Source organism: Actinoalloteichus fjordicus, assembly GCF_001941625.1.
GTDB classification, from domain to species: domain Bacteria; phylum Actinomycetota; class Actinomycetes; order Mycobacteriales; family Pseudonocardiaceae; genus Actinoalloteichus_A; species Actinoalloteichus_A fjordicus.
Genome location: NZ_CP016076.1, coordinates 5,965,353 through 5,989,390, shown reverse-complemented (window position 1 = coordinate 5,989,390; position 24,038 = coordinate 5,965,353). Strand labels below are relative to the sequence as shown.

At 72.8% G+C, this 24,038-nt stretch carries 17 protein-coding genes and 1 other RNA gene; 10 read left to right on the top strand and 8 right to left on the bottom strand.

Annotated features, from left to right (window positions below):
- Positions 1–218: 218 nt before the first annotated feature.
- The 7 genes from UA74_RS25480 to UA74_RS25450 form a co-directional block, all read right to left on the bottom strand.
- A complete protein-coding gene (locus UA74_RS25480) occupies positions 219–1,139 on the bottom strand; it encodes a helix-turn-helix transcriptional regulator (protein ID WP_075744225.1) in 921 nt (306 codons plus the stop codon).
- Positions 1,140–1,302: 163 nt separating this feature from the next.
- Complete coding sequence (locus tag UA74_RS25475) at positions 1,303–2,349, bottom strand: NAD(P)-dependent alcohol dehydrogenase (RefSeq protein WP_075742496.1); 1,047 nt, start codon at positions 2,347–2,349, stop codon at positions 1,303–1,305.
- 419 nt (positions 2,350–2,768) lie between these two features.
- Positions 2,769–3,578, bottom strand: coding sequence for a GNAT family N-acetyltransferase (locus tag UA74_RS25470; protein WP_075765624.1), 810 nt, complete (start codon positions 3,576–3,578; stop codon positions 2,769–2,771).
- A gap of 98 nt (positions 3,579–3,676) precedes the next feature.
- On the bottom strand, positions 3,677–4,549 hold the full coding sequence (locus UA74_RS31180) for a DUF3152 domain-containing protein (protein ID WP_083683628.1): 873 nt from the start codon (positions 4,547–4,549) through the stop codon (positions 3,677–3,679).
- A 712-nt stretch (positions 4,550–5,261) separates the two neighbouring features.
- On the bottom strand, positions 5,262–9,467 hold the full coding sequence (locus UA74_RS25460; RefSeq protein WP_075765622.1) for a TIGR02680 family protein: 4,206 nt from the start codon (positions 9,465–9,467) through the stop codon (positions 5,262–5,264).
- Entirely contained in the window at positions 9,464–10,720 is a 1,257-nt protein-coding gene (locus tag UA74_RS25455; RefSeq protein ID WP_075765620.1) for a TIGR02678 family protein, read from the bottom strand. Before UA74_RS25455 ends, UA74_RS25460 begins: the two co-directional genes overlap by 4 nt.
- On the bottom strand, positions 10,717–12,906 hold the full coding sequence (locus UA74_RS25450; RefSeq protein WP_232237452.1) for a DUF2397 domain-containing protein: 2,190 nt from the start codon (positions 12,904–12,906) through the stop codon (positions 10,717–10,719). Before UA74_RS25450 ends, UA74_RS25455 begins: the two co-directional genes overlap by 4 nt.
- A gap of 1,183 nt (positions 12,907–14,089) precedes the next feature.
- Between UA74_RS25450 and UA74_RS25440 the strand changes: the two genes are divergently transcribed.
- Positions 14,090–15,082 (top strand): cobalamin biosynthesis protein, encoded by a 993-nt coding sequence (locus tag UA74_RS25440; RefSeq protein ID WP_075766336.1) that lies wholly within the window; start codon positions 14,090–14,092, stop codon positions 15,080–15,082.
- Here UA74_RS25440 and UA74_RS25435 read toward each other — a convergent pair.
- Entirely contained in the window at positions 14,993–15,877 is an 885-nt protein-coding gene (locus tag UA74_RS25435) for an SURF1 family cytochrome oxidase biogenesis protein (protein ID WP_083684156.1), read from the bottom strand. The two genes, UA74_RS25440 and UA74_RS25435, sit on opposite strands and share 90 nt — an antisense overlap.
- Positions 15,878–16,038: 161 nt before the next feature.
- Here UA74_RS25435 and UA74_RS25430 point away from each other — a divergent pair, with 161 nt between their 5' ends.
- From UA74_RS25430 to UA74_RS25390, 9 genes are all read left to right on the top strand, one after another.
- A complete protein-coding gene (locus tag UA74_RS25430; RefSeq protein WP_075742491.1) occupies positions 16,039–16,620 on the top strand; it encodes an NADAR family protein in 582 nt (193 codons plus the stop codon).
- A gap of 358 nt (positions 16,621–16,978) precedes the next feature.
- Complete coding sequence (gene cobC, locus UA74_RS25425; protein ID WP_083683627.1) at positions 16,979–18,205, top strand: Rv2231c family pyridoxal phosphate-dependent protein CobC; 1,227 nt, start codon at positions 16,979–16,981, stop codon at positions 18,203–18,205.
- Positions 18,206–18,218: 13 nt separating this feature from the next.
- Positions 18,219–19,076: a Nif3-like dinuclear metal center hexameric protein gene (locus UA74_RS25420; protein ID WP_075765616.1), complete on the top strand. Its 858-nt coding sequence runs from the start codon at positions 18,219–18,221 to the stop codon at positions 19,074–19,076.
- 36 nt (positions 19,077–19,112) lie between these two features.
- Positions 19,113–19,850 (top strand): zinc ribbon domain-containing protein, encoded by a 738-nt coding sequence (locus tag UA74_RS25415; protein WP_075742489.1) that lies wholly within the window; start codon positions 19,113–19,115, stop codon positions 19,848–19,850.
- Positions 19,847–21,040 carry a bifunctional RNase H/acid phosphatase gene (locus tag UA74_RS25410; protein ID WP_075742488.1) on the top strand — a complete coding sequence of 398 codons (1,194 nt, stop codon included), beginning with the start codon at positions 19,847–19,849 and terminating at the stop codon, positions 21,038–21,040. Before UA74_RS25415 ends, UA74_RS25410 begins: the two co-directional genes overlap by 4 nt.
- Before the next feature lie 78 nt (positions 21,041–21,118).
- Positions 21,119–21,523, top strand: an RNA gene (gene rnpB, locus UA74_RS25405) — RNase P RNA component class A.
- Between the two features lie 541 nt (positions 21,524–22,064).
- Positions 22,065–22,361 carry a hypothetical protein gene (locus UA74_RS25400; protein ID WP_075742487.1) on the top strand — a complete coding sequence of 99 codons (297 nt, stop codon included), beginning with the start codon at positions 22,065–22,067 and terminating at the stop codon, positions 22,359–22,361.
- Between the two features lie 621 nt (positions 22,362–22,982).
- Complete coding sequence (locus tag UA74_RS25395) at positions 22,983–23,228, top strand: DUF2630 family protein (protein WP_075742486.1); 246 nt, start codon at positions 22,983–22,985, stop codon at positions 23,226–23,228.
- A gap of 540 nt (positions 23,229–23,768) precedes the next feature.
- A complete protein-coding gene (locus UA74_RS25390) occupies positions 23,769–24,032 on the top strand; it encodes a hypothetical protein (RefSeq protein WP_075742485.1) in 264 nt (87 codons plus the stop codon).
- Positions 24,033–24,038 lie beyond the last annotated feature (6 nt).

The following is a 24,038-nucleotide window of genomic DNA, read 5'->3' as shown; positions in this document are numbered from 1 at the left end:
AGTCGGCGAGTGCGGCGCCCGGTGCGGCGCCTCGCGATGCAGGCCGCCGGTCGTCACGGTGTGACGCGCTGCCGTCGCGAGCCCACGCAGGCTCCTTCGGCACGGTTCGGCAGGACGGGCTTCCATCCCCTCGGGACGCGCCCGGGTCGGGGGCGTGTCCGGGGTCGGCCTGCGACGCACGGTGTGTGGGCCGGACGGCTGCGACGTGGGTCTGTCGATCAGTCGTTCCCGGCCCTCGGCGGCATCGCCTCCTCATCGTCCTGCGCCGTCGCGGACTTCGCCCGACGGTGTGCCTCGGGCAGGCGGGTCGCGGCCCAGGCCGTCAAGCGGGCGAACTTGTCTGCGGAGTCGCTGCCGGGCGGGGCACTGTAGGTGACGATCTGCAGACCCGACTCGCCCACCTGCTCGAACACGTCGAAGGCGACCTCGATCAGGCCGACCTCCGGATGGCGGAACGACTTGACGCCCGTGCGATGCGAGTGCACGTCGTGGCCTGCCCAATCCTGCCGGAAGTGCGGGCTGCGGGCGGACAGCTCGCCGATGAGCGCGGTCAGGTCCCTGTTCAGCGGATCGCGGCCTGCTTCCAGCCGCATCACCGCCGCCGCCGTCCGGCGGGCCTGCGGCCAGTAGAGGTAGTAGTCCCGAGCGCGGGGGTCGAGGAAGATGAACCGAGCGATGTTCGGCACGCCCTCGGTGTCGAAATGCGGTGCATAGAGCGCCCGGCCGGGGAGGTTGGCCGCGATGAGGTCCTGACTCGCGTTGTGCACGATCGCGGGGACCGTCAGGTTGTCCAGCACACGCTGCACCGACGTCCGCACCGACCGGACGACGGGCCGGGTGCGGACTGCGGCTGCCGACGGCGCAGCGCGGGCGAGATCGAACAGGTACTCCCGTTCGGCCTCGTCGAGCTGCAAGGCGCGGGCGATCGCGTTGAGCACGCTGTCCGAGGCCCGCCGGATGTCTCCGCGTTCCAGCCTCGTGTAGTAGTCCAGGCTGACGCCTGCCAGCATCGCGACCTCTTCACGCCGCAGGCCGGGCACGCGCCGCCCGCCGCCGAAGTCGGGAATGCCTGCCTGCTCGGGGGTGACGTTCGCGCGACGGGAGACGACGAACTCCCGAACCTCGTCCCTGGTGCTCATGAATCCGATGGTAGAGCGGCCACGAGCAGCGGAGAGCGGTCGGATCGACCCCCGCCGCTGCTCGACGCCGACGCTGTCGTCTGCGACGTCCGAGCCCGCCGGGGCGCGCGAAAGAGCAGCCACGCTCTCGTCTGACGCCGCCGCCCCGGCGATCCCGGCCTGCTCAGGAGGCCAGGGTGGAGATGTCGATGACGAATCGGTAGCGGACGTCCGAGGCCAGGACGCGCTCCCAGGCGGTGTTGATCTGGTCGGCGCGAATGATCTCGACCTCCGGGGCGATGCCGTGCTCGGCGCAGAAGTCGAGCATCTCCTGGGTCTCGGCGATCCCGCCGATCTTCGACCCGGCGAAGGACCGCTGGTTCTCGAAGAGCGTGAACAGGGTCACCGGGACCGGCTCCGGCGGGGCGCCGACGTTCACGAGCGTGCCGTGCAGCGTGAGCAGTCCCAGATAGGCGTCCAGATTCAGCGGGGCGCTGACGGTGTTCACGATCAGGTCGAAGGTGTTCGCCAGCTCCTCGAACGTCGCCGGGTCGCTGGTCGCGTGATAGTGGTCCGCGCCGAGGCGCAGACCGTCGTCCTTCTTGCGGAGGCTCTGCGAGAGGACGGTGACCTCGGCGCCGAGGGCATGGGCGAGCTGGACGGCCATGTGTCCGAGGCCGCCGAGGCCGACGACGGCGACCTTCTTGCCGGGGCCCGCGTTCCAGCGTCGCAGCGGCGAGTAGGTGGTGATCCCCGCGCACAGCAGCGGGGCGGCCTTCTCGAACGGGATCGCCTCGGGGATGCGCAGCGTGAAGTGCTCGTCGACGACGATGTGCGAGGAGTAACCGCCCTGGGTGATGGAGCCGTCGGGTTCGGTGCCGTTATAGGTGTCGGTGAACCCGGCGAGGCAGTACTGCTCCTGGCCTGCCAGGCAGTTCGTGCATTCTCGGCACGATTCGACCATGCAGCCGACGCCGACGCGGTCGCCGATCTGGTGGCGGGTGACCTCGGCGCCGACCTGGGTGACGGTCCCGGCGATCTCGTGCCCGACGGTGAGCGGGTAGGGCACGTCGCCCCAGTCGCCCCGGACGGTGTGGATGTCGGAGTGACACACGCCTGCCCAGGCGATCTCGATCAGCACGTCCCGAGGACCGACCTCCCGGCGGGAGATCATCCCGGGCGTGAGCGGGTCGGTGGCCGAGACGGCGGTGTAGGCGGGTACGAGGGTCATCGAAGTCCTTCGTGATGTTCGGGGGTGCGACAAGGCGCGTCCGTGCTCGTCCGGCGGGGTCGGGCCGCAGGCGGCTCGAGCGCCGCAGCGGACGTGGGACGCCTTCACCACGGAACCATCGCGCCGCCCCGGGCGGGAGGTTCTCTCAGAACCCCTCTCCGCCGGGGGCGGCGGTGACGTGCGTCGCAGGGGCTCGGCCTGGCGGGTGAGCGCCTTCGGAGCGATCTCGACGCTGGCGCAGGCCCGGTTTGGCGATCGCTCGGGTCCTGGTCGCTCGACCTGAGCAGGAGCGACGGGCCTGCGCTGGGCGCAGGCGGACCGGCCGGACGTCGTCCGTCGGCTTCGCCGCCGATCGTGCTGTGTCGGTGCTGCCCTGGTCGACGCGGACCGGACGCCCCGCCGAGGCACCTCCCGGTCGGTCAGGACTCGGTCTGTGGTGCAGGCCGACTGTAGGACCAGGTCACGAGGGTCGGGCGGAATCCCAGCCTGGCGTAGAGGTGTTTGGGATGGTCGTCCGGATCGGCGGCGATCAGCAGCTCGCGTGCGCCTCGTCGCCTGGCCTGTGCCACGGCCGCGACGATCAGGGCGGTCGCGATGCCCTGGCGGCGGTGGTCGGATCGGACGAAGACGTCCTCGACGATCCCGAGACCGCCTTCCCCCGCCGCGGAGACCACGAAACCGACGACCGTCTCGCCTGCGGCGGCCACCTGGAAGTCCGCGTGGCGGCTCAGCTCCCGCCGCAGCCCGACGGCGGCGTCCGTCACCTCGTGGGGGCGCGTCTGCACGCCCGCCGCCCGGTCCTCTTCCTCGTGGTCGAGCCGGAACAGCCGGGCCACGGCAGGCCAGTCGGCCTCGCGCAGTGGTCGGACCTCGAGGCCGGGGACGTCGACCTCAGACGCGGCGCCGTCGGGAACGGTGAGCGGTCCGTCGCACACGAGTTGGAGTTCCGAGTCTCCCTGCCAGCCCTCGATGATCAGCCGAGGCTCGACGTCGAGCCGCCCGGCGGGGTGCAGCCGAACCGTCGAACAGACCCGGCCGGTCCGGCGTTCGGCGGCCGCCAGCACCTCGGGCAGCCGATCGGCGCCGGTCTCGGCCGAGAGCTGGAGGAAGTCGCCCAGTGGGTGGGGCGCGATCCCCGGATGGGAGACCACCGTGCCGCCGTCGACCGCGGATCGGCTGCCCCCGAGAGCCCAGTAGGCCGTGATCGTGTCGACGACTCGCTGCGCCATGCCGTGACGTTACCGCGACCCGATCAGTCGTCCGCGAGCGCTGATCACTCAGGCGACCGCAGGCTCGTCGATCAACCGGCCCGGCTAGGGCCCGGTTCTCACGGGAACGGCCAGCCGTTGCGCTCGCAGCCCTGCAGGCCGTAGGTCTGCTGCTGCATCACCGGGGCGAGGGCACCGGGGGCGGGGCAGTTGACGTGTCCGAAGCCCAGGGCGTGCCCGACCTCGTGATTGATCACGTAGATCCGGTAGCTCTCCAGATCGCCGTCGAAGTGCGGAACACCGCTGACCCAGCGGTTCTGATTGATCACCGATCGGGTGCCGTTGAAGCAGGAGACCTCGCCGTTCGTACTCAGCGGCGCGCACAGCTCGTCGGTGAACTCCGGAGAGGCCAGCGTCACGCGGAAGTCGACCGGTTCGGCATCGACCCGTTGGAAGGACATGGCGCCCTCGTTGCTCCAGCTCCGTTCGTCGCCCAGGGTGCGCTCGACGTCCTCGGCGAACGCCCTCGGATAGCCGGGCAGTCCGTCCTCCACCTCCACGAGATAGCGGCGCAGCGGGCCGTCGCCGTACACCCGGCCCTCGCCGGGGACGACCGTCAGCGTCCGATCCGCGCTCCACACCTCCGTCTCGCGAGCGAAACCCACCTCGGGAGGGGGTGCCGAGACGCCCGGCGACGCGCCAGGACGCGCCGAACGTGCCTCCGGCGCGCCGGGAACGTCGGCCGGGGTCGTGAGCGGCTCGCTCACCTCCTCCTGAGCCGTGTCCGTCGGCGGCGTCTCCCGCTCGCGCAGGCCGCCCGCCGTGTCCACGGCCCACAGCAACGCCACCGGAATGGTGATCAACAAGATCAGTCTCCTGACCCGGCGAACGGTCTCCCGCCTGCCTGCCTTCCGGCTGGTCTTCGCAGGTGAAGGACCCTCCGCAGACTCTGCCGGAGTGTCGTCCCGTCGCTTGCCCTCGCCCGTGCTCATCGAGGGGAGAGCGTAGTCCGCCCGCGTGGACGCGGCGCGACGTCGGTCCCCGTCCGGGGGGATGCTCGGCTCGGCTCGGCCTGCGGACCGCCCGAGCGCGCCACGGGGCCGACGCGCCTACGGGGCTGTCCGACACGCCGAGCGGGGCGGCCGACACGCCGGGCGGCTCCCGGGGGCGTCGAGCGGGCGGGCCGGCTGTTCGGCGAAGGGTGCGCGGCAGACTTGCTCCACGCCCCGGACTCGGATGGCGTGTTCGGGCCGCCGAGCACGGGACCGGCGGTCTCCGGGCGGTGAAGTCGGCCGGTCGGCCTGCCTGGTGTGCCCGGGACGGGCAGGCAGGACGGCTCGATCGGACAGCGGTTCGGGGCAGCAGCCCGGCGAGGCACTCGCCCGATCACAGCTGCCTCATCCGAATGCGCACGCGGTGACCGGTTCGTCCCGTGGTCGACGAGGTGATCACACCGCTCTCGGGAGCGGGCGGCGGCGACGCGACGCGGGTCGCGAAACGGGCCCCGTGCTCGGCCTGCCTGCCCGCCCCCGGCGGTAGACCCGACGACAATGTCGTCACCCACCGGGTCCGACGACGCGGCGGAGACCCCCATCACCACCGTGCCGAGGGTCAGCTTGCCGTACGTCGCTAAACGTTTCCTACATTCGCGTGATTCTCAAGCGAATGGTTGACCTTTCGCGATTGGAGGCGTACTCAGCGTGATCATCTGTCCTGTCCGGTCAGGTCTCGGCCGTCCCAGGTGGTGTGCGTGCAGGCCAGTCCGCCGCCGCTCTTCGGCCGCAGCACGTCGTAGATGTGCATCCGGGGAATCTTCGGAGACACCCCCCAGCCGCTCGGCCAGGTGATCAGCCAGTCCATGTCGACGTCGACCAGCAGCCCCAGCATCCGGGCGATGGTCGGATCGTCCAGCCGTTCGAAGGCCTCGTCCAGCAGTACCAGCCGCAGCGGCTCCACCGTCGTCTCCTCGGTGCCCGCCGCCCCGACCGCGTCGTAGAACGAGGCCGCCGCCGCGAACAACGTCACGTAGGACACCAGCCGGGTCTCGCCGGAGGACAGCTGACGCAGCCTGCGCACCCGGGGCCTGCCGTCCGGTCCGTCGTCGCGGACCCGCACGGTGAAGGCGTGCCAGCCTCGATAGTCCAAGGCCCTGGTGAGGATCTCCGCATAGCCGCCGGTCCTGGTGTCGCGCTCGGCCTCAATCCGCTCGGTCAACGCTCGCCGCAGCGCCTCGTCCTGCCCGCCGTCGCGGTCGGCGAAGGGCGTGCGGACGAGTTCCAGGGCCTGCCTCGTCGGCTCGTCCAGCGCGGCGGACGGGCGCCACTCCAGCTGGACGTGCACCCCTTGACTCGATCGGGCCCGATCCAGCACGTCGTTCATCCGTCGGCACAGGTCCTCGGCCACCGCGATCTGACCCCGCAGGCGCTCCGCGAGGTCCCTGATCAGGTAGTCGGAGAAGATCGTCTGGTATCGCTCGCCGAGGAAGCCGCGCTGCCTGCCGAGCTGCTCCGCGACGCGACTCGCCGCCTCGGCCACCGGCCGGGGCCCGTCGGCACTGCTCACCGTCACGCACAGCACGCCTGCCTGCTCGGTGGCCTGGATGTCGTGGGTGCCTGCCAGCGCGGCCTGGAGCGCTTGGAGCCTGCCGATCACCGACGCCTCCGAGACGGCCGCGCCCGCCCGGCCTTCGCCGAGCAGCCGCAGCGCCTCGGCCGGGTCGGCGGGCGGAGTTCGCGGGACGTCCTGCCCGGCCTCGGCCACCGCAGCAGCCCACAGGCCGGGGGTGCGCAGCGACTCGCGGAACGCCGCCGTCGCCCGCTCTTCCTGCGCCGCCCGACCGTCGAGCTGCGCCTGCCGGGTCTCGGTCAGCGTCGCGACCTTCGCGGCCCGCTCCCGCAGCGCGGCGACCCGCTCCCTGGCGGCGGGCAGCTCCGCGCGGCAGTCGACGCGCCGCTGCTCCAATGCGGCCAGCAGGTCCGCCACCTCGCCTGCCTCGCGGCCGACCGCGTCGGTCAGCTCCGCCAGTGCCGCGGCCTGCTCGGCATGGGAGGAACAGGCCTGCTCGGCCTGTCGTTCCGCCTCGACACGATCCTGTTCGGCGGCGTGCAGATGACGCAGGCCCTCGGCCAGGTCTGCCACGGTGCGCACCGCCCGCTGGCTGAGCGACTCGGCGAGCCGCTCGATGGTCTCCCTGGCCTGCTCGGCGGCCTGCCGGGCGGCGGCCAGCTCGGCGCTGTCCGAGGACAGCCCCGCCGAGGCGCCCGCCCTGGCCAGCTCCGCCGCCACCGCCTGTTCGCGCTGCTCCGTGAGCCGATGGCGGGCCCGCAGCGACTCGGCTCGGGTCGCAGCCTCGTCCGCGACGCCCCGCGCGCTGCTTGCCGAGGCGTGCGCCGCGATCAACTCCCCGTCGTCCGGGAAGGACTCCACCCGCGCCACCAGCTCGGCCTCGGCGTCGACCGCCTCGGTGAGGGCCCGCTCTGCGGCGGCCTGTTCACCGCGCAGGCCGTCCAGCTCGTCCTCCAGCTCGACGATCCGCCGCATCCGCGCGGCCTTGCGGGCGCCCGCGCCGACGTACTCGGCGGCGTCCTTGTGCCAGGCGCCCCGCAGCACCCCCGCCGACCAGCGGCCCGAGGTCGAGACGGTGAGGCTCGTCGACGGCTCCGCACCCGAACCAGGCGTGTCGACGCTCACCGTCCGCAGCAGCGCCTCGACCACCTCGGCCGCCACGGGCGAATCGCCGTCGTCGGCCGGGATCAGCAGCTCCGCCAGGGTCCGGCCGGGCGGGAGCGTGGTTCCGTCGGAGACCGCCAGCAGCTCGGCCGAGGCGGGCAGGCGGGCGGCGCCCGCGGCGTCGACCCACGCCGTGAGCAGACCCGATGCGGTCAAGGCCGCCTCGAGCCCTGCCTGGTCCGCAGGCTCGACCTCGGGCCGGAAGTCCACCAGTCGGTAGAACGGGGCGCCCCGCGTCGCATCCTGGTCGTGCTCGACCCAGCCCGCCGTCGGCGGGCGGTGCCGCTCACCGGACCGCGTGCCCGCCAGCTCTCGGTCCCGCTGCTCGATCGCCCCGCGCACCCTGGACAGCTCGCCCCGCGCCGCCGCCGTCCGCGCAGCGGCCGAGGCGACGCCAGGCGCGCACCAGGCACGGGCGGCGTCGCGCACGGCACGCGGCGCGGCGAGATCCCGTTGCAGGTCGGCCGCCGAGGGCAGCTCCGGCACGGTGTGCAGTGCATCGAACCGCTCGCCCGCAGGCGCGTGCGACGCCGACTCGAACCACGCCCTGGCCCGGTCCCGCCAGCGTTCGGCGGCGTCGCCGAGCCGTTGATCGGCCTCATGACGGCGCCCGGCGGCCTCGGTGGCCGCGACCTGCGCCGCCCGCACGTCCCGATGGGACTGGGCCAGGGCGACACCGGCCCGGTCCGCCTCGGCGGCCTGCTGATGCAGGCTGGAGATCAACGCCACCCGCCGACGGGTCTCCGCCGTCGCCCGCTCTGCGACACCTGCCGCCGCCTGGAGCTGGTCGGTCAGCATCTCCGGGGACAACGCGGGCAGGTGCCTGCGCTCCACCGGCAGCGGCTCCGAACCGGGGTCGGGCTTGGCCAGCACCGGCTCGTGCCGCACCTCGACGTCGACGCTCGGAGCGGGCGGCACGGTCGGACACAGGCTCGGGTCCAGCCCCGCCGCCGCCAGTCGAGCGGCTGCGGCGTCGGCCAGTTCCCGGGCCGCCGAGGCGTCCTGATGCAGCCGTCGCAGCACGCCGAGGACGGCGTCGACGGCGCGATCCTCCTGGCCGCGTTGCCTGCCCGCCGTCTCCAACGCCGTCTGCGCGGAGGCCCGGCCCGCCGCCACCAACGCCTCGCGGTCCTCCAGATCCCGGAGTCCCTGATAGGCGGGCATCGACTTCATGCCGTCGATGCGCACCTCCAGCTCGCTCTCCTCGGTCTCCAGCCGCCGCACCGTGCCCGCCGCCGCCTCGCGTTCGGCGAAGGCCTTGTCACCGCGCCGTTCCAGGTCGGCCAGCTCGGCGCGCAGCGCGGCCAGCTCCTCGGCGGCGGCGCTCATCTGCCTGCCAAGCTTGCGCAGCGAGCCCGCCGCGTACCCCGAGTAGCCCGCCACGAAGGTGCTCAGCGCTCGGTCGGCGGTGCTCAGGCCGATGATGTTCTCCCGAATCGCCTCCAGGTCGTCGAACGAGCCCGCCAGCGACTCGACCAGCGTCGTGTCCAACGGCGGGAGCGCGTCGGAGAGGATCTGTTCGAGCTGGCCCTCCAACACCTTCAGGCCCACGTCCGGGTTGCGCAGCGTCCGCTGCAGATGCAGGAGGTCGCCATAGCGGGCGGCAGGAAGTCGATAGACCAGCTCCGCCACCCTGGCCCGGAAGGTGCTCTCGTCGAGCACGCAGTCCGGCCCGAGCACGTCGCGCAGCCCGGCCGCGCTCAACGGCACTTCGTCGACGCCGACCAGCCGTAGATCGACGCCGATCCGCCGCGTGGTGATGAAGCGCCACGAGTCGGTGATCTGCTGGGAGGTCTTGGAGGCCTTGACCCCGATTCCGCAGGTCAGATACTCGAGTGCGTCCGGGGCGGCGCCGTCCTGGTCCGCTGGGTCCTTCTCGGGCCCGGCGGGTGCGGTCCTGGCCAGCTCGACCCAGGCGTAGCCGATCCGGTTCGGACCACCGGTGTAGTCGTCGAGCATCAGCCTGCGGATGCTCACCGTGTCGAAGCCCTTGGAGCCGAGCTGCCGCAGATCCCCGTCCAGGCACAGCGGAAGCAGCAGCTCCAGCGTGCGGGACTTCCCCGACCCGTTGGTGCCTTGGAAGATGGCCCGGCCGCCGGAGAGATCGAAGGTCTGCTCGGCGTACTGCCAGATGTTGACGATGCCGCCGCGATGCAGCCGCCACCGACCGGACTCGCTCACATCAGACCTTCCGTCTCGTCGAACAGGGACCAGTCGGCCTGCGGGGCCGGACTCGGTTCAGGTGCCTCGGTCGGGCGCCCCGGCGCGTCGTCCGGCTGCGGCAGCCAACGGTGCGCGGCGGGGGAGAGCAGCCAGCCCGCCGGATCGTCCTCGTCCCGTCGGGCCAGCCGCAGCCTGATCAACAAGCGCAGGACCTCGGTGGTCAGGCCGTCGAGATCCTCCGTCGCGCCCCGCGACCAGGCGGCGGGGAACGCCGTGACCAGCTCGTCGCAGGCCTGGCGCACCTCCGCCGTCGTCACCGGACGGCTCCCGTCGGCGCGTGCCTCGTGCAGGTCCGTCAGCACCGGCAGCGCCAGCAGCGCGATGCGCGACACCGTGCTCGCACCGGGAAACGCCACGTCGGTGAGGTACTCCTCGGGGTCGGTGACGGCCACGCCCTCCAGCCGGATCTCGCTGAGCAGCCCGAAGCCGCGGTCCAGCAGCAGCGACTCGCGCCGTTGGTTGCGGCGCAGCCAGGCGGACTCCTCATCGGACAGCTCCGAGTGCAGCACCACCGGGTCCTCGACCAGCCTGCGCCGCACCGAGTGCTCCACGCCGCGCGCGCCGGGACGGGCCGCCAGCCGGATCAGGTCGGCCGGGGTCTCCGCCTCGCCGAGCGGCCCGCTGACCAGCAGCCCGAGCAGATCGGTGTCGATGGTGATCAATGCCTCGGCGGGCCCGTCCTGCTGCCAGGGCGCGACGGTGCCCTCCGTCTCGCTGATCACGCCGAGACTCAGCAGCAGCCGTAGGGCGGCGGTCAGCGCGCGACGATCAGCGATGTCGTCGGTCACCTTGATGCCCGCCTCGGCCGCCGCCCCTCGGAGATCGTCGACCAGTCGCGACAGCAGGACCTGCCGTCCCGCGCCCGTGAGACAGGCCAGCGCGAGCGCGACGTAGGCATGGCCTCGCGGCGAGAGCGTGGGTTCGTCCCGCGTCGCGTCCTGGCCGGGCCCGGTCTTGTAGAGCCGGGCGAAGCGGCGCTCCACCACCAGTCGGTACCCCAGCAGCGTCGTGAACAGATCCACCAGCAGCGTCCGATGCCGGTGGATCAGCGGCAGCAGGTCGCCGTCCGGGCCGCTCGCCCGCAGCAGGGGCCTGCGCAGCAGCACTCTGGCGCACCGGGCGACGTCGGCGGCGTCGATGTCGGACAGTCCGTCCAGCAGGGCGAGCCCGGCCGCGCCGCTGCCCCGACTCCGCGTCGCGCGCCCGCTCATCGCTGTGCCTCGCTGGTCGGCCGGTCCGTCGCGGAACTCGGCGGGTGGGGGCCGTCGACCGTGGAGCGGTACTCGACGGCCGTCGTCGCTGCGGTCGGCCGCTCGGCTGCGGGGTGCGCCTGCTCCGGGGCGGCCGTCGCGGGAGCCGCCGAGGACTCGGCCGGGGTCGTCTCGCCGGGTGCCGCACTGTCGAGCCCGGCCGCCGCAGGACTCGGCTCGTCGGCGGCTGCCGGGTGGTGCCCTGCTTTGTCGAACGCTGCTTTGTCGACCGCTGCTTCGTCAGCCCCCGCCTCGCTGACCCCTGCCGCAGCCTGCGCCGCCGACGGGACGGCCGGCCTGGTCGGTGCGCCGACCGTCGAGACGGGTCGCGCCGATCGCGGCCGCCCGCCGGTACCCGCTCGGCCTGCCGCGTCTCGATTCCCGTCCTCGCCTGCGGCCAGCGTGACGATCGTGTCGTGCAGGGTCAGCCTGCCGCTCGTGCCGGTCAGCGTGGTGTGTCGCCCCGGCTGCGGTGTCACGGTCAACCGCAGTCCGTGCACCGGATCGGCCACCGAACTCGCGTCCTGTCTGCTGTCCCGGCTCGCCATCGCGAGCGTCAGCAGATCGCAGACCACCCGCAGCGCCTGCGGCGAGAGCGTCGCGTCGGCCAGGTTCGGTGCGGCGGCGGCCAGTTCGTCCACCGCCGCCTGATGCGCTCGCGCGTCCTGGCGGGCCTGAGCGAGCAGGGTCTGCTCGGTGATCGGATCGAACACGACCCGCGAGGTGCGGCCTCGGGCGCCTCGGTCCGCACGGGATCGGACGCTGACCGAGACGTCGATCACCGGGCCGTCTCGCCAGGCGGTGTGCTCGTCGTCGCCGTCGTGCTCCGGCGGCGGGAGCAGATTGCGCGCGGAGTACAGGCCGAACGCCGCCGCGTAGAGCCGCGCCGACTGCTCGCGGTCGCTCGCGTCGAACCAGGAGGCCAGCCGGAGCAGCTCGGCTCGCCTGCCGGGCAGCGTGCCCGCGCCCGCAGTGGCTCGCTTGACGCCCGCCAGCAGCGTGCCGATCGCGCGGGCCGTGGCCTCCCGCAAGGCCGTCACCTGGCTCGGCCGACCGGCGCGGTCGACGAACCAGTCGGTCAGCTCCCGCCAGTCCGAGGCCGACCGGCCCCTGGACCGCTCCAGCCCGGCGTCCCAGCCCTCGGTCGGTCCGAGCAGCCGCAGCAGCTCGCCGCGCGAGCGGGCCAGCCTGGCCAGCAGCCCGCCGATGTTCGGGGTGTGCCGGAGCACGTCCTCCACGACCATCTGGATGTAGTCGACGAGCAGGTCGCGGAAGCCCGACAGCTCCTCGGAGTCGAGCTGATGGCGGGTGACCACCTGCCCGAGGTAGGCATAGAAGTCGCGGACGGTGGCCGCCAGCTCGGCATGCTGGAGGAACAGCGTGGTCACCTGCTCGGCGAGCAGCTCGCGCCTGCTCAGCAGGCGTCGCGATCCGGCGTCGCCGTGCTCGGCGGTCAGCGCCTCGCTCAGGGTGGCACCCAGACCGCGCAGCCCCCGTTCGATCGCGGGCAGCAGCTCGCGGGAGACCTCGCGGGCGCCCTCCGGGACGGCGAGCAGCTCGTCGACGTCCCGCTGCACCCGGACCGCGAGCTTGCTCACCTGGTATCGGACGCTGCCGTGTTGGAACTCCGCGATGCTCGCGGCGACGGTCTCCCGCCTGCCGTGCACGAGATTCCCCCACTCCACGAGCTGGCGGAGGCGCGAGATCACGGTGTCCACGTGATGCTCGCCGGGGTCGATCAGGCCCGCCCGCTCCACACCGGCCAGGGCGCCTGCGACCTCGCCTGCGGACAGGTCGGCGAGCAGGGTGCCCGCGAACAGCCGCATGATCGCCAGATAGGTACGTCGATAGTCACGTGCACCGAGGTAGGCGAAGAGCTGGAGTCGACCGGCGGGATCGACGTCCGAGGTCTCGGCCTGCCGCTCGCTCGGCAGGCCCGCCCTCGTCGATCCGGGGTCCGCCGGGCCCGTGCTCGGCCCGTCCGTCGCCGCGCCGTTCCGAGGACGCTCGTCTGCTGTGCGGCCGGACCCCGGCCTGCCGTCGCGATGCGCGCCGGTGGGGCTCGTCGTGTCCCGCGGGGTCGCCTCGGATTCCGTCGAGCCACCGGGGATCGGGGCTCGCGACGGCGGCGGCTCGACTTCGGTCACGGCAGGTCACGATAGAGGCAGCTCACCCCGCACAATCGGGTCGGGTCGGCAGGCCGCCACCCCCTACCGCGAGTGAGCGGACCCGGCATGGTGCCGAACGCGCCAGGCCCCTCGCCTGCCCTTCTTCGCCGCGCCGATCGGTGCGGGGAGGCGCGAAGAATGCAGGCGCAGGCGCCTGCCGCCGGTGATCCGCGTGCGGCGGATCACACGTCGTCGGGCCCCGACCGCGACGACGGCGACCCTCGCGGCTCCCGGGGCCTGCGGTGCGTGGCGGGACGTCCCCGCCGAGTCGGCAGGCAGCGGCGTGGCGTCCGTCGGGGCGCCGTGGTGGGCGGGATGGTCGCCGTCCCCTGTGGACGAGGGTCTGTCTGCCGGGCCTCGCCTGCGTCGTGGGCGTCCCGCGTGGACGTCCGGGCCGCAGTACGGGGCGGGGCGTCGACCTGCGGACCTCGCTCGGTGGTCGGCGGGCGGCGCGGCGGCGACTCGCCGACGGCCGGGTCGGCCGACCAGGGCTCGCCGGCGCCGGGAATGATCGACCCGGCTGCCCGCGTTGTGACCGGTCGCGGCTTCGGCGCGACGGGGCGACCACGGCGGGCCGTGCAGTGGAGTGAGTGGCGGGCCGTGCAGTGGAGTGAGTGGCGGGCCGTGCAGTGGAGTGAGTGGCGGGCCGTGCAGTGGAGTGAGTGGCGGGCCGTGCAGTGGAGTGAGTGGCGGGCCGCGCAGTGGAGTGAGTGGCGGGCCGCGCGGACGAACGGCGGTCCGCTCGAGAAGAACCGGTCTGCCTGCGGGGCTGCGGTGCATGGCGACCCCGCCGAGGAGACGTCGGTGCGCCGTGTCGGAGACTCTGGACGGGAGTCGCCGGGACAGGTCGGCGTCGACTGTTTCGCCCGATCGATGACGGGGCCACCGGCCGGTCTGGGACCCTGTACGGGCGAGGTCGAGCAGTCGCGCCGACCGGGCTGGACCCCGCAGACGGGTGGCACCGTCGACCGCCGCCCGAGGGGGCACGATGATCATCGTTGATCCGGGCGGACGGCCGCACGGAGGTCGACCGCTCGATCACAAGAACGGGCGTCCCCGATTCGGGGGCTTCCGGACTGGCGGCGGCACAGCGTGATCAGCGATCGAGCGGAGTCGTCGACGGCATGACGAGGCAGTGGACGAGACGAACGAGGGGGCAACAGTGAACGCGGGTCGCGCGGTCGGTCTGCTGTTGGGCGTGGCTGCGGACGCGGCCTTCGGTGACCCACGACGAGGACATCCGGTGGCGGGCTTCGGCCGGGTCGCAGGCGCGCTGGAGCGTCGGATCTATCGCGATCGACGGTCGTCCGGCGTGGTCTTCACCGGCGTGCTCGTCGGCGGGGGCGTGGCCGTCGGCCTGGCCGCCCGACGGCTGGGCAGGCTGAGTCCGGTGGCCGAGGCCGCCACCACCGCGCTGGCCACCTGGGCGGTCCTCGGCGGCGCCTCGCTCGCGGAGGAGGGCACCACGATGGCACGCGCGCTGGACTCCGGTGAGCTGGCCGAGGCCCGTGAGTCGCTGCCGAGGCTCTGCGGCAGGCATCCCGGTTCGCTGGACGGCCCCGGCCTGGCCAGGGCCTCGGTGGAGTCCATCGCGGAGAACACCTCCGACGCCGTGGTGGCCCCGCTGTTCTGGGGTGCCGTCGCGGGAGTGCCCGGCCTGCTGGGCTACCGCGCGATCAACACCCTCGACGCCATGGTGGGCCACCGATCACCGCGCTACCGCCAGTTCGGCTGGGCCTCGGCGCGGCTCGACGACCTGGCCAACCTGGTGCCCTCCCGGGCCACCGCGATGCTGACCAGCCTCTGCGCTCCGGTCGTCGGGGGTTCGGCGCAGGGCGCGTGGCGCACCTGGCGTCGGGACGCGACCGCGCATCCCAGCCCCAACGCGGGCCAGGTGGAGGCCGCCTTCGCCGGGGCACTCGAAGTACGGCTGGGCGGTCGGACCGTCTATCACCACGGCGCCGAGGAACGTCCCATGCTCGGCGACGGCCGGACGCCCGACGCGGGCGACGTCACGCGGGGCGTGGAGCTGTCCCGGGTGATCGGCGCCGTCGCGGGCGTGCTGTCAGCGGCGACCGCCGTAGCGGTCGGCCAGGGTCTCCGTCGTCGTCCGCGTCGCCGAGGGGCGCTCCGACGCGGCGGCACGCAGCGCTGACCGGGTCGATGTCCGGCTTCCCTCGGGCGGCTCCGCCGTCTCGTCGGTGGTCGCCGATCCCGCCTCCGGCTTGGGATGGGCCTCCCGCCAGATGAAGAAGATCAGCGCGCCGAGGGCCATCGCACCGAACGCGACCCACTGAAGTCCGTAGGCGAGGTTGAGCCCGGAGTTCAGCCTCGGCAGCGGCAGCGCGCCGAGGCCGCCGGGCTGGTCGGCGGTCAGCTGGAGGTAACCGGCCCGCAGCGGGATGTCGACCGCCTCGGAGACGGTGCCGGAGTTGACCGCGTAGACGTGCAGCCTGCCGTCCTCCTCGAAGGCCGCCCGCCTGCGAGTGTCGTTCTCGTCCAGCCGCACGCGGGCGGTCAGGCTGGTGGACTCGGTGGGCGCCCCGGGGACGTCGGGCACTCGGCCTTCGTCATCGGGACGGACGAAGCCTCGGTTGATCAGGACCGTGGTGCCGTCGGTCAGCGCGAACGGCGTCAACACCTCGTAGGCGGGCTCGCCGTGCACCGAGCGGAGCCGGGCCACCGTCTCCCCTTCGGGGAGATACCGGCCCTCGACGGCGACCTGCTGCCACACCGCGTCCTCGCCGGGCGCGGCGTCGGGCGGCACGATCGTGTCGAGCGGCACGGCCTCGCTGCTCTGGGATCGCTCGATCGCCTCGTTCTGGGCCAGCTTGTCGTCGTGACGACCGAGTTGCCATGGCGAGAGCATGAAGACGGAGATGGCTGCGAACACCAGGACGGCGACGGTCATGGTGATCCATCCCGGCTGCAGCAGGAACCGGTAGCGCACGGACTCACGGTACGTCACGGCGTTGCTGGCACCGCGAGGCTCCCGGCGCCCGCCACGTCGCCCGGCGGTGGTCGCGGCGGGTGCGGGCCGCAACCGCCCCCGGCGGAGGCCGGTCGAAATCGCTCGCGGCCGATGCCCCGCGTGTCCTAGCGTCGTCGATCATGACCGAGGCACGACCCGCGCGAGTGGACCCGAGGATCGCCGAGCTGCGTCGGCGGGAGTCGGCAGACGAGAATCTGCGGTTCGTCTTCTTTTGGAACGGCCTCCGACGGGCGGACGGCGACGTGCGAGCGGAGTGCCTCAGCCAGTGGTGGTTCGGCGACTTCGCCGCCGACGGGCGCCGCTATCCGACGGCCGAGCACTACATGATGGAACGTAAGGCACGGCTGTTCGGCGATGACGTCGTCGCCGAGCAGATCATGGCCGCGGGTCATCCCGGCGAGGCCAAACGGCTCGGACGCCAGGTCCGGGCCTTCGACGCCGAGCAGTGGGACGCCCACCGCGAGCAGATCGTCGTCGCAGGCAACCTCGCGAAGTTCACCGCCCAGCAGCAGGCCGCCGTGTTCCTGCGCTCCACCGGCAGCCGGATTCTCGTGGAGGCGAGCCCGCTCGACGCCGTGTGGGGCATCGGCCTGGCCGCGCAGGACGACGCGGCCACCCGGCCGTCGCGGTGGCCGGGGCTCAATCTGCTCGGCTTCGCGCTGATGGAGGTACGAGCCCGTCTCGTGGCGGATCGGCGGTGAGCCCGTGTCCGCCCCGATCACCGTGAGCGCGTTCCCGGTTCTCGGGCGCGGGCAGGCGACTCGGTCCCGCGCTGCCCATCGCCGTCGATCCATCGCTGTTCCGCACGGGTGCCTGCACTGCACAGGCAGCGCCGGGCCGTCCCGCCGCAAGACCGCACAGCGGCGGCGTCGGACCGCCCCTCGAGACGGCCTGAACGGCTCGCGGCATCGGGCCGCTCCTCCGGTCTGCGCGGGCGACGTGCCGAGCCGCGCCGTCGAGCCCCCGGCTCTCCTGCGCCGCGCCACCCCGGCGTTCTGTCGTGCGCACCACAGCTTCGATGGCGGCACCTCCGGGCGGCGAGTGCCTAGACTCCCGCCGATGAGCAGCGGCGATCGGCACCACGGTCCGGCGGTCGGGCACGGCTTGCCGTCCCCGGCGGCCGCCGCCCGCCCACCGGCGGCCGCCCCGGCCCGCGAGCGCGATCGGGCCGACCACGGCAGCGGGGCGCCATCGGTCGACAGGCCCCTCCCCGTCGGGCACCGGTCCGACCCCGAGCCCGGCCTCGCCGCGCTGCGCCATCACGGCGACGTCGAGGCGACGGCGGGCCTGCTGGACTTCGCCGTCAACGTCCGGCTCGACGCGCCGCCGCGCTGGTTACGGGACCGACTCGCCGCGGGCCTTGCCGACCTCGGCCGCTACCCCTCGCCCGCCGAGGACGCCGCCACCCGGTCCGCCGTCGCCGCGCGACACGGCAGGCCGCCGGAAGAGGTGCTGGTGCTGAACGGCGCCGCCGAGTGCTTCGCACTGCTCCCTGAACTGCGGCCCCGGCACGCCGCCGTCGTGCACCCCTCCTTCACCGAGCCCGAGCTGGCGCTTCGTCAGGCGGGGGTGCCGATCAGCAGGGTCGTGCTCTCCGCCGCCGACGGCTACCGCCTCCGGCCGGAACTCGTCCCGGCCGACGCCGATCTCGTCGTGCTGGGGAATCCGACGAACCCCACCTCGGTGCTGCATCCGGCGGAGGTCGTCCGCTCGCTGGCCCGTCCTGGGCGGACCCTGGTGGTGGACGAGGCCTTCATCGACGTCGTGCCCGGCGAGGCCGAGTCACTCGCAGGCGACGGCGAGGTCCCCGGGCTCGTGGTGGTGCGCAGCCTCACGAAGACCTGGGCGCTGGCCGGGCTGCGGGCGGGCTACGCCCTGGCCGCGCCGGCACTGGTGGCCAGGCTGGCCGCGCGTCGACCGCACTGGCCGGTCGGGAGCCTGGTCCACGTCGCGGTCCAGGCCTGCTGTTCGCCTGCGGCGGTCGCCGAGGCCGAGGCCGCCGCAGGCGATCTCGCCGCCCGTCGCCGGGAGATGATCGAGGAGCTGACCGTCTTCGCCGCGTTACGCGTCCACCAGCCTGCCTCGGCCCCGTTCCTGCTTCTGACGGTGCCCGACGGAGCCGGGGTGCGCCGGGGCCTGCGTCAGCGGGGAGTCGCGGTCCGTCGGTGCGATACCTTTCCCGGACTGACCGAGGATCATCTTCGCGTCGCGGTGCGGTCTGCCGAGCGGACCCGCCTGCTGTGCGCGGCCCTGTCCGATCTGCTGCGCGACACGCGAATGTCGTGAAGGGGGACCGTCCGTGAGCGCCACCGTCGCCGACGTCATCACCGCGCTGGAGCGGGCGTACCCGCCCGAGTACGCCGAGGACTGGGACGCGATCGGCCTGGTCTGCGGTGATCCGACCTCCGCCGTGGACCGGGTGCTGCTCTGCGTCGACCCCACCGAGGACACCGTCTCCGAAGCGCTGGAACGCGGTGTCGGGCTCATCGTCGCCCACCACCCGCTGCTGCTGCGCGGCGTTCACGGAGTGCCTGCCGACCAGCCGAAGGGGCGGTTGATCCATCGGATGCTCCTCGGCGGCGTGGCACTGTACTGCGCCCACACCAACGCCGACACCGCCGTGCCCGGAGTGTCCGACGCCCTCGCCGAGGCGATCGGCCTGCCCGTCACGGCGGCGCTGCGCCCGCACCGGAGCGCGACCGCCGAGACACCGCTGCTCGGCCTCGGCCGGGTCGGCGAGCTGGCGGAGCCCGAGCCCTTCGCCCGCTTCGTCCGCCGGGTCGCCGACGCGCTGCCGACCACGTCCTGGGGAGTGCGTGCCTCGGGGGACCCCGATCGTCCGATCCGCCGCGTGGCGGTGTCCGGCGGCGCGGGCGACGGGTTCTTGAGCACCGCCGCCGCTCTGGGCGTCGACGCCTACGTGACCAGCGATCTCCGACACCATCCGGCCGGGGAGCACGCCGCCATGGCGACGGTTCCCGGTGGGGCGGCTCCCGCTCTGGTGGACGTGGCGCACTGGGCGGGGGAGTGGCCATGGTGCGCGCAGGCGGCCCGGGTCATCCGCGCGGCGACGCAGAGTACCGTCGAAGTCCACGTCTCGCAGCGTCGAACCGACCCGTGGAATCTCCACGAGCCCGGCGATCGCTCGCGACCCTGAACCGTCAGCGCGCCCGCACACCTGGAGGACGCCCGCGTGAAAGCCGATCCCGCCACGCAGCGCAGGCTGCTCGACCTGGCCGATGTCGATACCGAATTGAACAGGGTCGCCTACAGCCGCACCAACCTGCCTGAGCACGCCGAGATCGATGAGTCCGAGGACACGGTGCGGACCAGGCAGGACGCTCAGGTGGTTGCCGAGACGGCGCTGAGCGACCTTCGGCGGGAGCTGGCCAGGCAGGAGAAGGAGATCGACCAGGTCCGGGCCAGGGGCAAACGGGACCGGGAGCTGCTGGACGCCGGGACGGTGGGCGCTCGGCAGGTCGTCGACCTCCAGCACGAACTCGACACGCTGACCCGCCGCCAGGGCGTGCTGGAGGACGAACTCCTCGAGGTGATGGAGCGGGCCGAGGCCGCCGAGACCGACGTGCGCTTCGCCGAGGACCGGCTCGCCGAGAGCCGGGAGGCGTTGGCGGTGGTGACCCGCCGCCGTGACGAGCTCCTCGCTGACCTCGGCACCCAGGAGAGCAGGCACGCCGAGCGCCGGGCGACGTTGACCAACGGCCTGCCTGCCGATCTGCTCGCCCTGTACGAGCGGATTCGTGCGCAGAAGGGCAACGGCGCCGCGCTGCTGCGGGCTCGGCGCTGCGGCGCGTGCAGGCTGGAGCTGGACCGGGTGGCCGTCAGCAAGTTGAAGGCCGCGGATCCCAGCGAGGTCGTGCGGTGCGACGAGTGCGGCGTGATCCTGGTCCGTACGGTGGAGTCCGGCCTGTGAGCAGTGCCGACGTCATCGTCGAGGCCGACGGCGGCTCACGCGGCAACCCCGGCCCGGCGGGCTTCGGCGCGGTCGTCAAGGATCGCGTCAGCGGCGAGGTCCTCGCCGAGCGCGCAGGCGGCCTCGGCATCGCCACCAACAACGTGGCCGAGTACCGGGGGCTGATCGAGGGCCTGCGGGCGGCGTCGGAACTGGGCGTGTCGACCGTCGCGGTGCGGATGGACTCGAAGCTCGTGGTGGAGCAGATGTCGGGGCGATGGAAGATCAAGCACCCGCAGCTCGCGCCGTTGGCGCGTGAGGCCCGGGATCTCGCGGGTGCCTTCTCCACGGTGCGGTACGAGTGGATTCCTCGGGCGAGCAATGCCCACGCCGACCGCCTGGCCAACCGGGCGATGGACGAGCAGGCCAACGGTGCGGGCCGGGGACGCGGCGGTGCACCTGCCGACGGCGCGGGTGCGGCGACCCCGGCGGCGCGTTCCGTCTCGGCAGGCGCGGGCAGCGCCGCAGGGACGACGGCGACCGGCGCGGCCAGGTCGCGGCCCTCGGGGTGGAACGGCGCGAGCGGCACGCCGACCAAGCTGCTGCTGGTCCGGCACGGGCAGACCAGCCTCTCGGTGGACCGGCGCTACTCTGGTCGAGGCGACGTCGACCTCACCGAGTTCGGTGCGAGCCAGGCGGCGGCGGTGGCGCGGCGGCTCGCGGGGCTGGACGGCGTGGACGCGAACACGGCGGTGGTGACGTCGCCGCTGGCGAGGACTCGGCAGACCGCATCGGCGATCGCCGCAGCCCTGGGGACGGCCGAGCCGGTGACGCATCCCGGCCTGATCGAGACCGACTTCGGCGACTGGGAGCGGCTGACCTTCACCGAGGCGGCCGAGCGTGATCCCGAGGAGCACGCCCGCTGGCTGCGCGATCCCTCGGTGCGGCCGCCCGGCGGCGAGAGCTTCGACGTCGTCCATCGCAGGGTGCGGCGGGCCAGGGACGAGCTGATCAGCACGCACGGCGCGGCGACGGTGATCGTGGTCAGCCATGTGACGCCGATCAAGGCGCTGCTGCGGATGGCTCTGGACGCGGGCCCGTCGCTGCTCTATCGGCTGCACCTCGATCTGGCCTCGCTCTCGATCGCCGAGTTCTACCCGGACGGCAACGCCTCGGTCCGACTCGTCAACGACATCTCCCATCTGAGCTGATCCGACGCTCCGGCGGCGGCGTGATCTCCACTCCCTTGTCGGACAGCCGGGATCGGGGGACTAGAATCGGCCGTTGGACGAGCCGGTCGGGCGGCCGCGACGGGGGTGACCTCGTCGAGGAAAGTCCGGACTCCGCAGGGCAGGGTGGTTGCTAACGGCAACCCGGGGCGATCCGCGGGACAGTGCCACAGAAAACAGACCGCCGGGCCGTGCCTGCAGGCGCGGTCGGGTAAGGGTGAAACGGTGGTGTAAGAGACCACCAGCACCCCGGGTGACCGGGGTGGCTAGGTAAACCCCACCCGGAGCAAGGCCAAGAGGACGTCGGTGACGGCGTCTGCGCGAGCGTTCGAGGGCGGCCCGCCCGATGCTCGCGGGTAGGCTGCTGGAGCCCGTCGGCGACGGCGGGCCTAGATGGATGGTCGCCGGTCGAGTCGCCGCGAGGCGGTTCGACGACAGAATCCGGCTTAGAGACCGGCTCGTCCCCCGCCCGCCCCTCCCGCGCCGTGGGCGGGCGGTTCGCATTCTCTCGACTCGACGTCCCCGCGACGCCCTCGCGGCGCGGTGCGGTGTGGTCCGGCACGGTGCGGTTCGGTCGGGGCCGCCGTGGCGACGACCAGCGACCGCCACGGACCTGATGCATCGGTGGCGCGGCGGCTCCCCCCGACGGGACGCCTGCCTGCTCGGCTCGTCCTCGGACGGTCGCCCGGCGCGTCGACCTGCGGGAGTCTGCCTGGTCGCGCCGACCGGCCGACATCAGGCTCGTCGGGTCCGTGTCCGAGTCCCGCCCCGCTGCGCTCGGGGCAGGATCGAGATTCGCGGATCGCAGGCAACGGAGAGTCCCGCGCCTCGGACCACGGTCGTGCGCAGCCTGCCTGAACTCACGCCCCGTCACACGTTGGGGTGAGACATGCGCATGTGACTATATAGCCAGCTAGCGTTAGGTGTGAGGGACGTCATCGGGTCGACTCCTGCCCGGCCCGACGGCGGCCGCCGCGAACACGAGGACAAGTGAGGTGCGTTCATCATGACTACCGCCCACGTCGAGCACCCCGGCCACCAGCACGAGCACGGGACGGGCTGCGGGCACGTCGCCGTGCCCCACGGCGACCACGTCGACTATGCGCACGACGGACACCTGCACCGGACGCACGACGGGCACTTCGACGAGTGCGATCCCGCGATGCACATCGAGCACTCCGCACACAGCCACCAGCACGGCGAGGGCTGTGGACACGTCTCGGTGCCACACGGTGATCACGTCGACTACGTCCACGACGGGCATCGGCACGCCGTCCACGACGGGCATGTCGACGATCACTGACCTCGACTCCGTTCCGGCGTTTCGGCGCGGTCACGACCGCTCGCCCGGCGCCGGGGCGGGGCAGGCCCGCTCCCTCGTGGGCGCCGCTCGCAGCGCGCCTGCGAGCGGCCGCGCGGACGGCTGCCCCGTTCGCCTTCGATCCGGCGCGAACGGCGGAATGCCGATTCGGCCGTTCACTTCGATCCGTCTCGGTGACCTTCGCCGCCGAATCCCGGCACTCGGTGTGACGAGCACGCCACGAATCCGGATCGATTCATCGAGCTGCGCCGCCGGAGAGGCCGAGCCTGCCGCCGCCCGGCCGCGTCCGGTTGAAGCGATGCCGCCTCGCGCGGTATGGGGATGATCCGCAGCGCACGTAGCTCGTGCCGCACAGGCAATGACCCCCGGAATCGTGAGAGTCGCACGCGAAATCTCCCGAACCTGCCCCGCTGTCCGCCTGCCCGGCGCATCGATGCTGGCCCGCCGGGCACTGCGGCGTCCGCGACCGACGATTCTCCTCGGCTCACGAGTGGCGCGGCGGCCGCCCGGCACTCCTCGACTTGCGGGCGAGGAAGCACGGTGTTGCAGTGCTGATCGAGTCGTGCGGCCTGCCGACCCGAGAACGACCAGAGGGAGCAGAAGATGAAGGAAGAGGAAATCCTGCTGCGAATCCGGGAATTGGTCGACGAGGAACACGCGCTTCGACAAGAACGGGAATCCGGCCGTGTCGGCCGCGCCGACGAGACCGATCGACTGCGTCGCGTGGAATCCGCCCTGGATCAATGTTGGGATCTGCTGCGGCGTCGCCGGGTGCAGGCGGCGACGGGGAGCGGGGCGGACGACGTCGAGCCGCGCGCGGCGGACGAAGTCCAGCGGTACCAACAGTGACCGATGCCCGGCGATTGCGCACAAGATCGCTCTCGGTAGCCTCTGCCCGGCGGCCACGTGGATCGTGCGGTCGTCTCCTCGTCACCCGCCACGTCCGCGAAGGTTCCGCCCTGTCGTCCCTGATCACGTTCTCGCAGTTCAGCGAGGCGCCGCGAATCCCGCGCATCGTCGAGTCGGCTCCGACGCGCGGCCGATCCCCTCGGACCTGCCGTGTGAAGTGAGGGTGTGGAAACGTGCGACGAGGGATTTTCACGGCCGCTAACGATCACTTTGTGTAACCATATTGGGCGCAAGCGGGTGAACCTTCTCGGCAGTTGGGAGAAACAGGGTGCGGCTATTCACGACCCCGGACTTCGCCATGATGATGGGTGGCGCTGGAGAAGGCGAAGCCGAGGACGAAGGGATCGTCTTTGCGTCGAGACCTGGCACCCTTGTCAGTGCACCTTGCCCGCCGGGCATGCTGTACTCGAAGGTGCCCCACGGGGCCGCAGCACCCTGCTTCGGCCCGATGACCACGCTCCTCATCCTCGGGAGTAAGCGATGACCGCGACGGCTGTGTACACCCTGGCGCAGGGCGCCCTCGGCACCGGTGGCATCCAGGACTGGATGCTCGACAACGTCCTGCCCCTGCTTCTGCTGACCGTGGCGATCCTGTTGCTCTGGCTCGGCGCCGGGCGAGGTGACAACGCGGGTGTGATGCGCCGGGTCGGCGGCATCTTCATCGCCTTGGCGGTGATCGGTCTGGCCGTGACGGGCGGCGGCATCAACATCGGCACCTGGCTCGCCAGCCTGTTCGGCGGGTGATCGGAC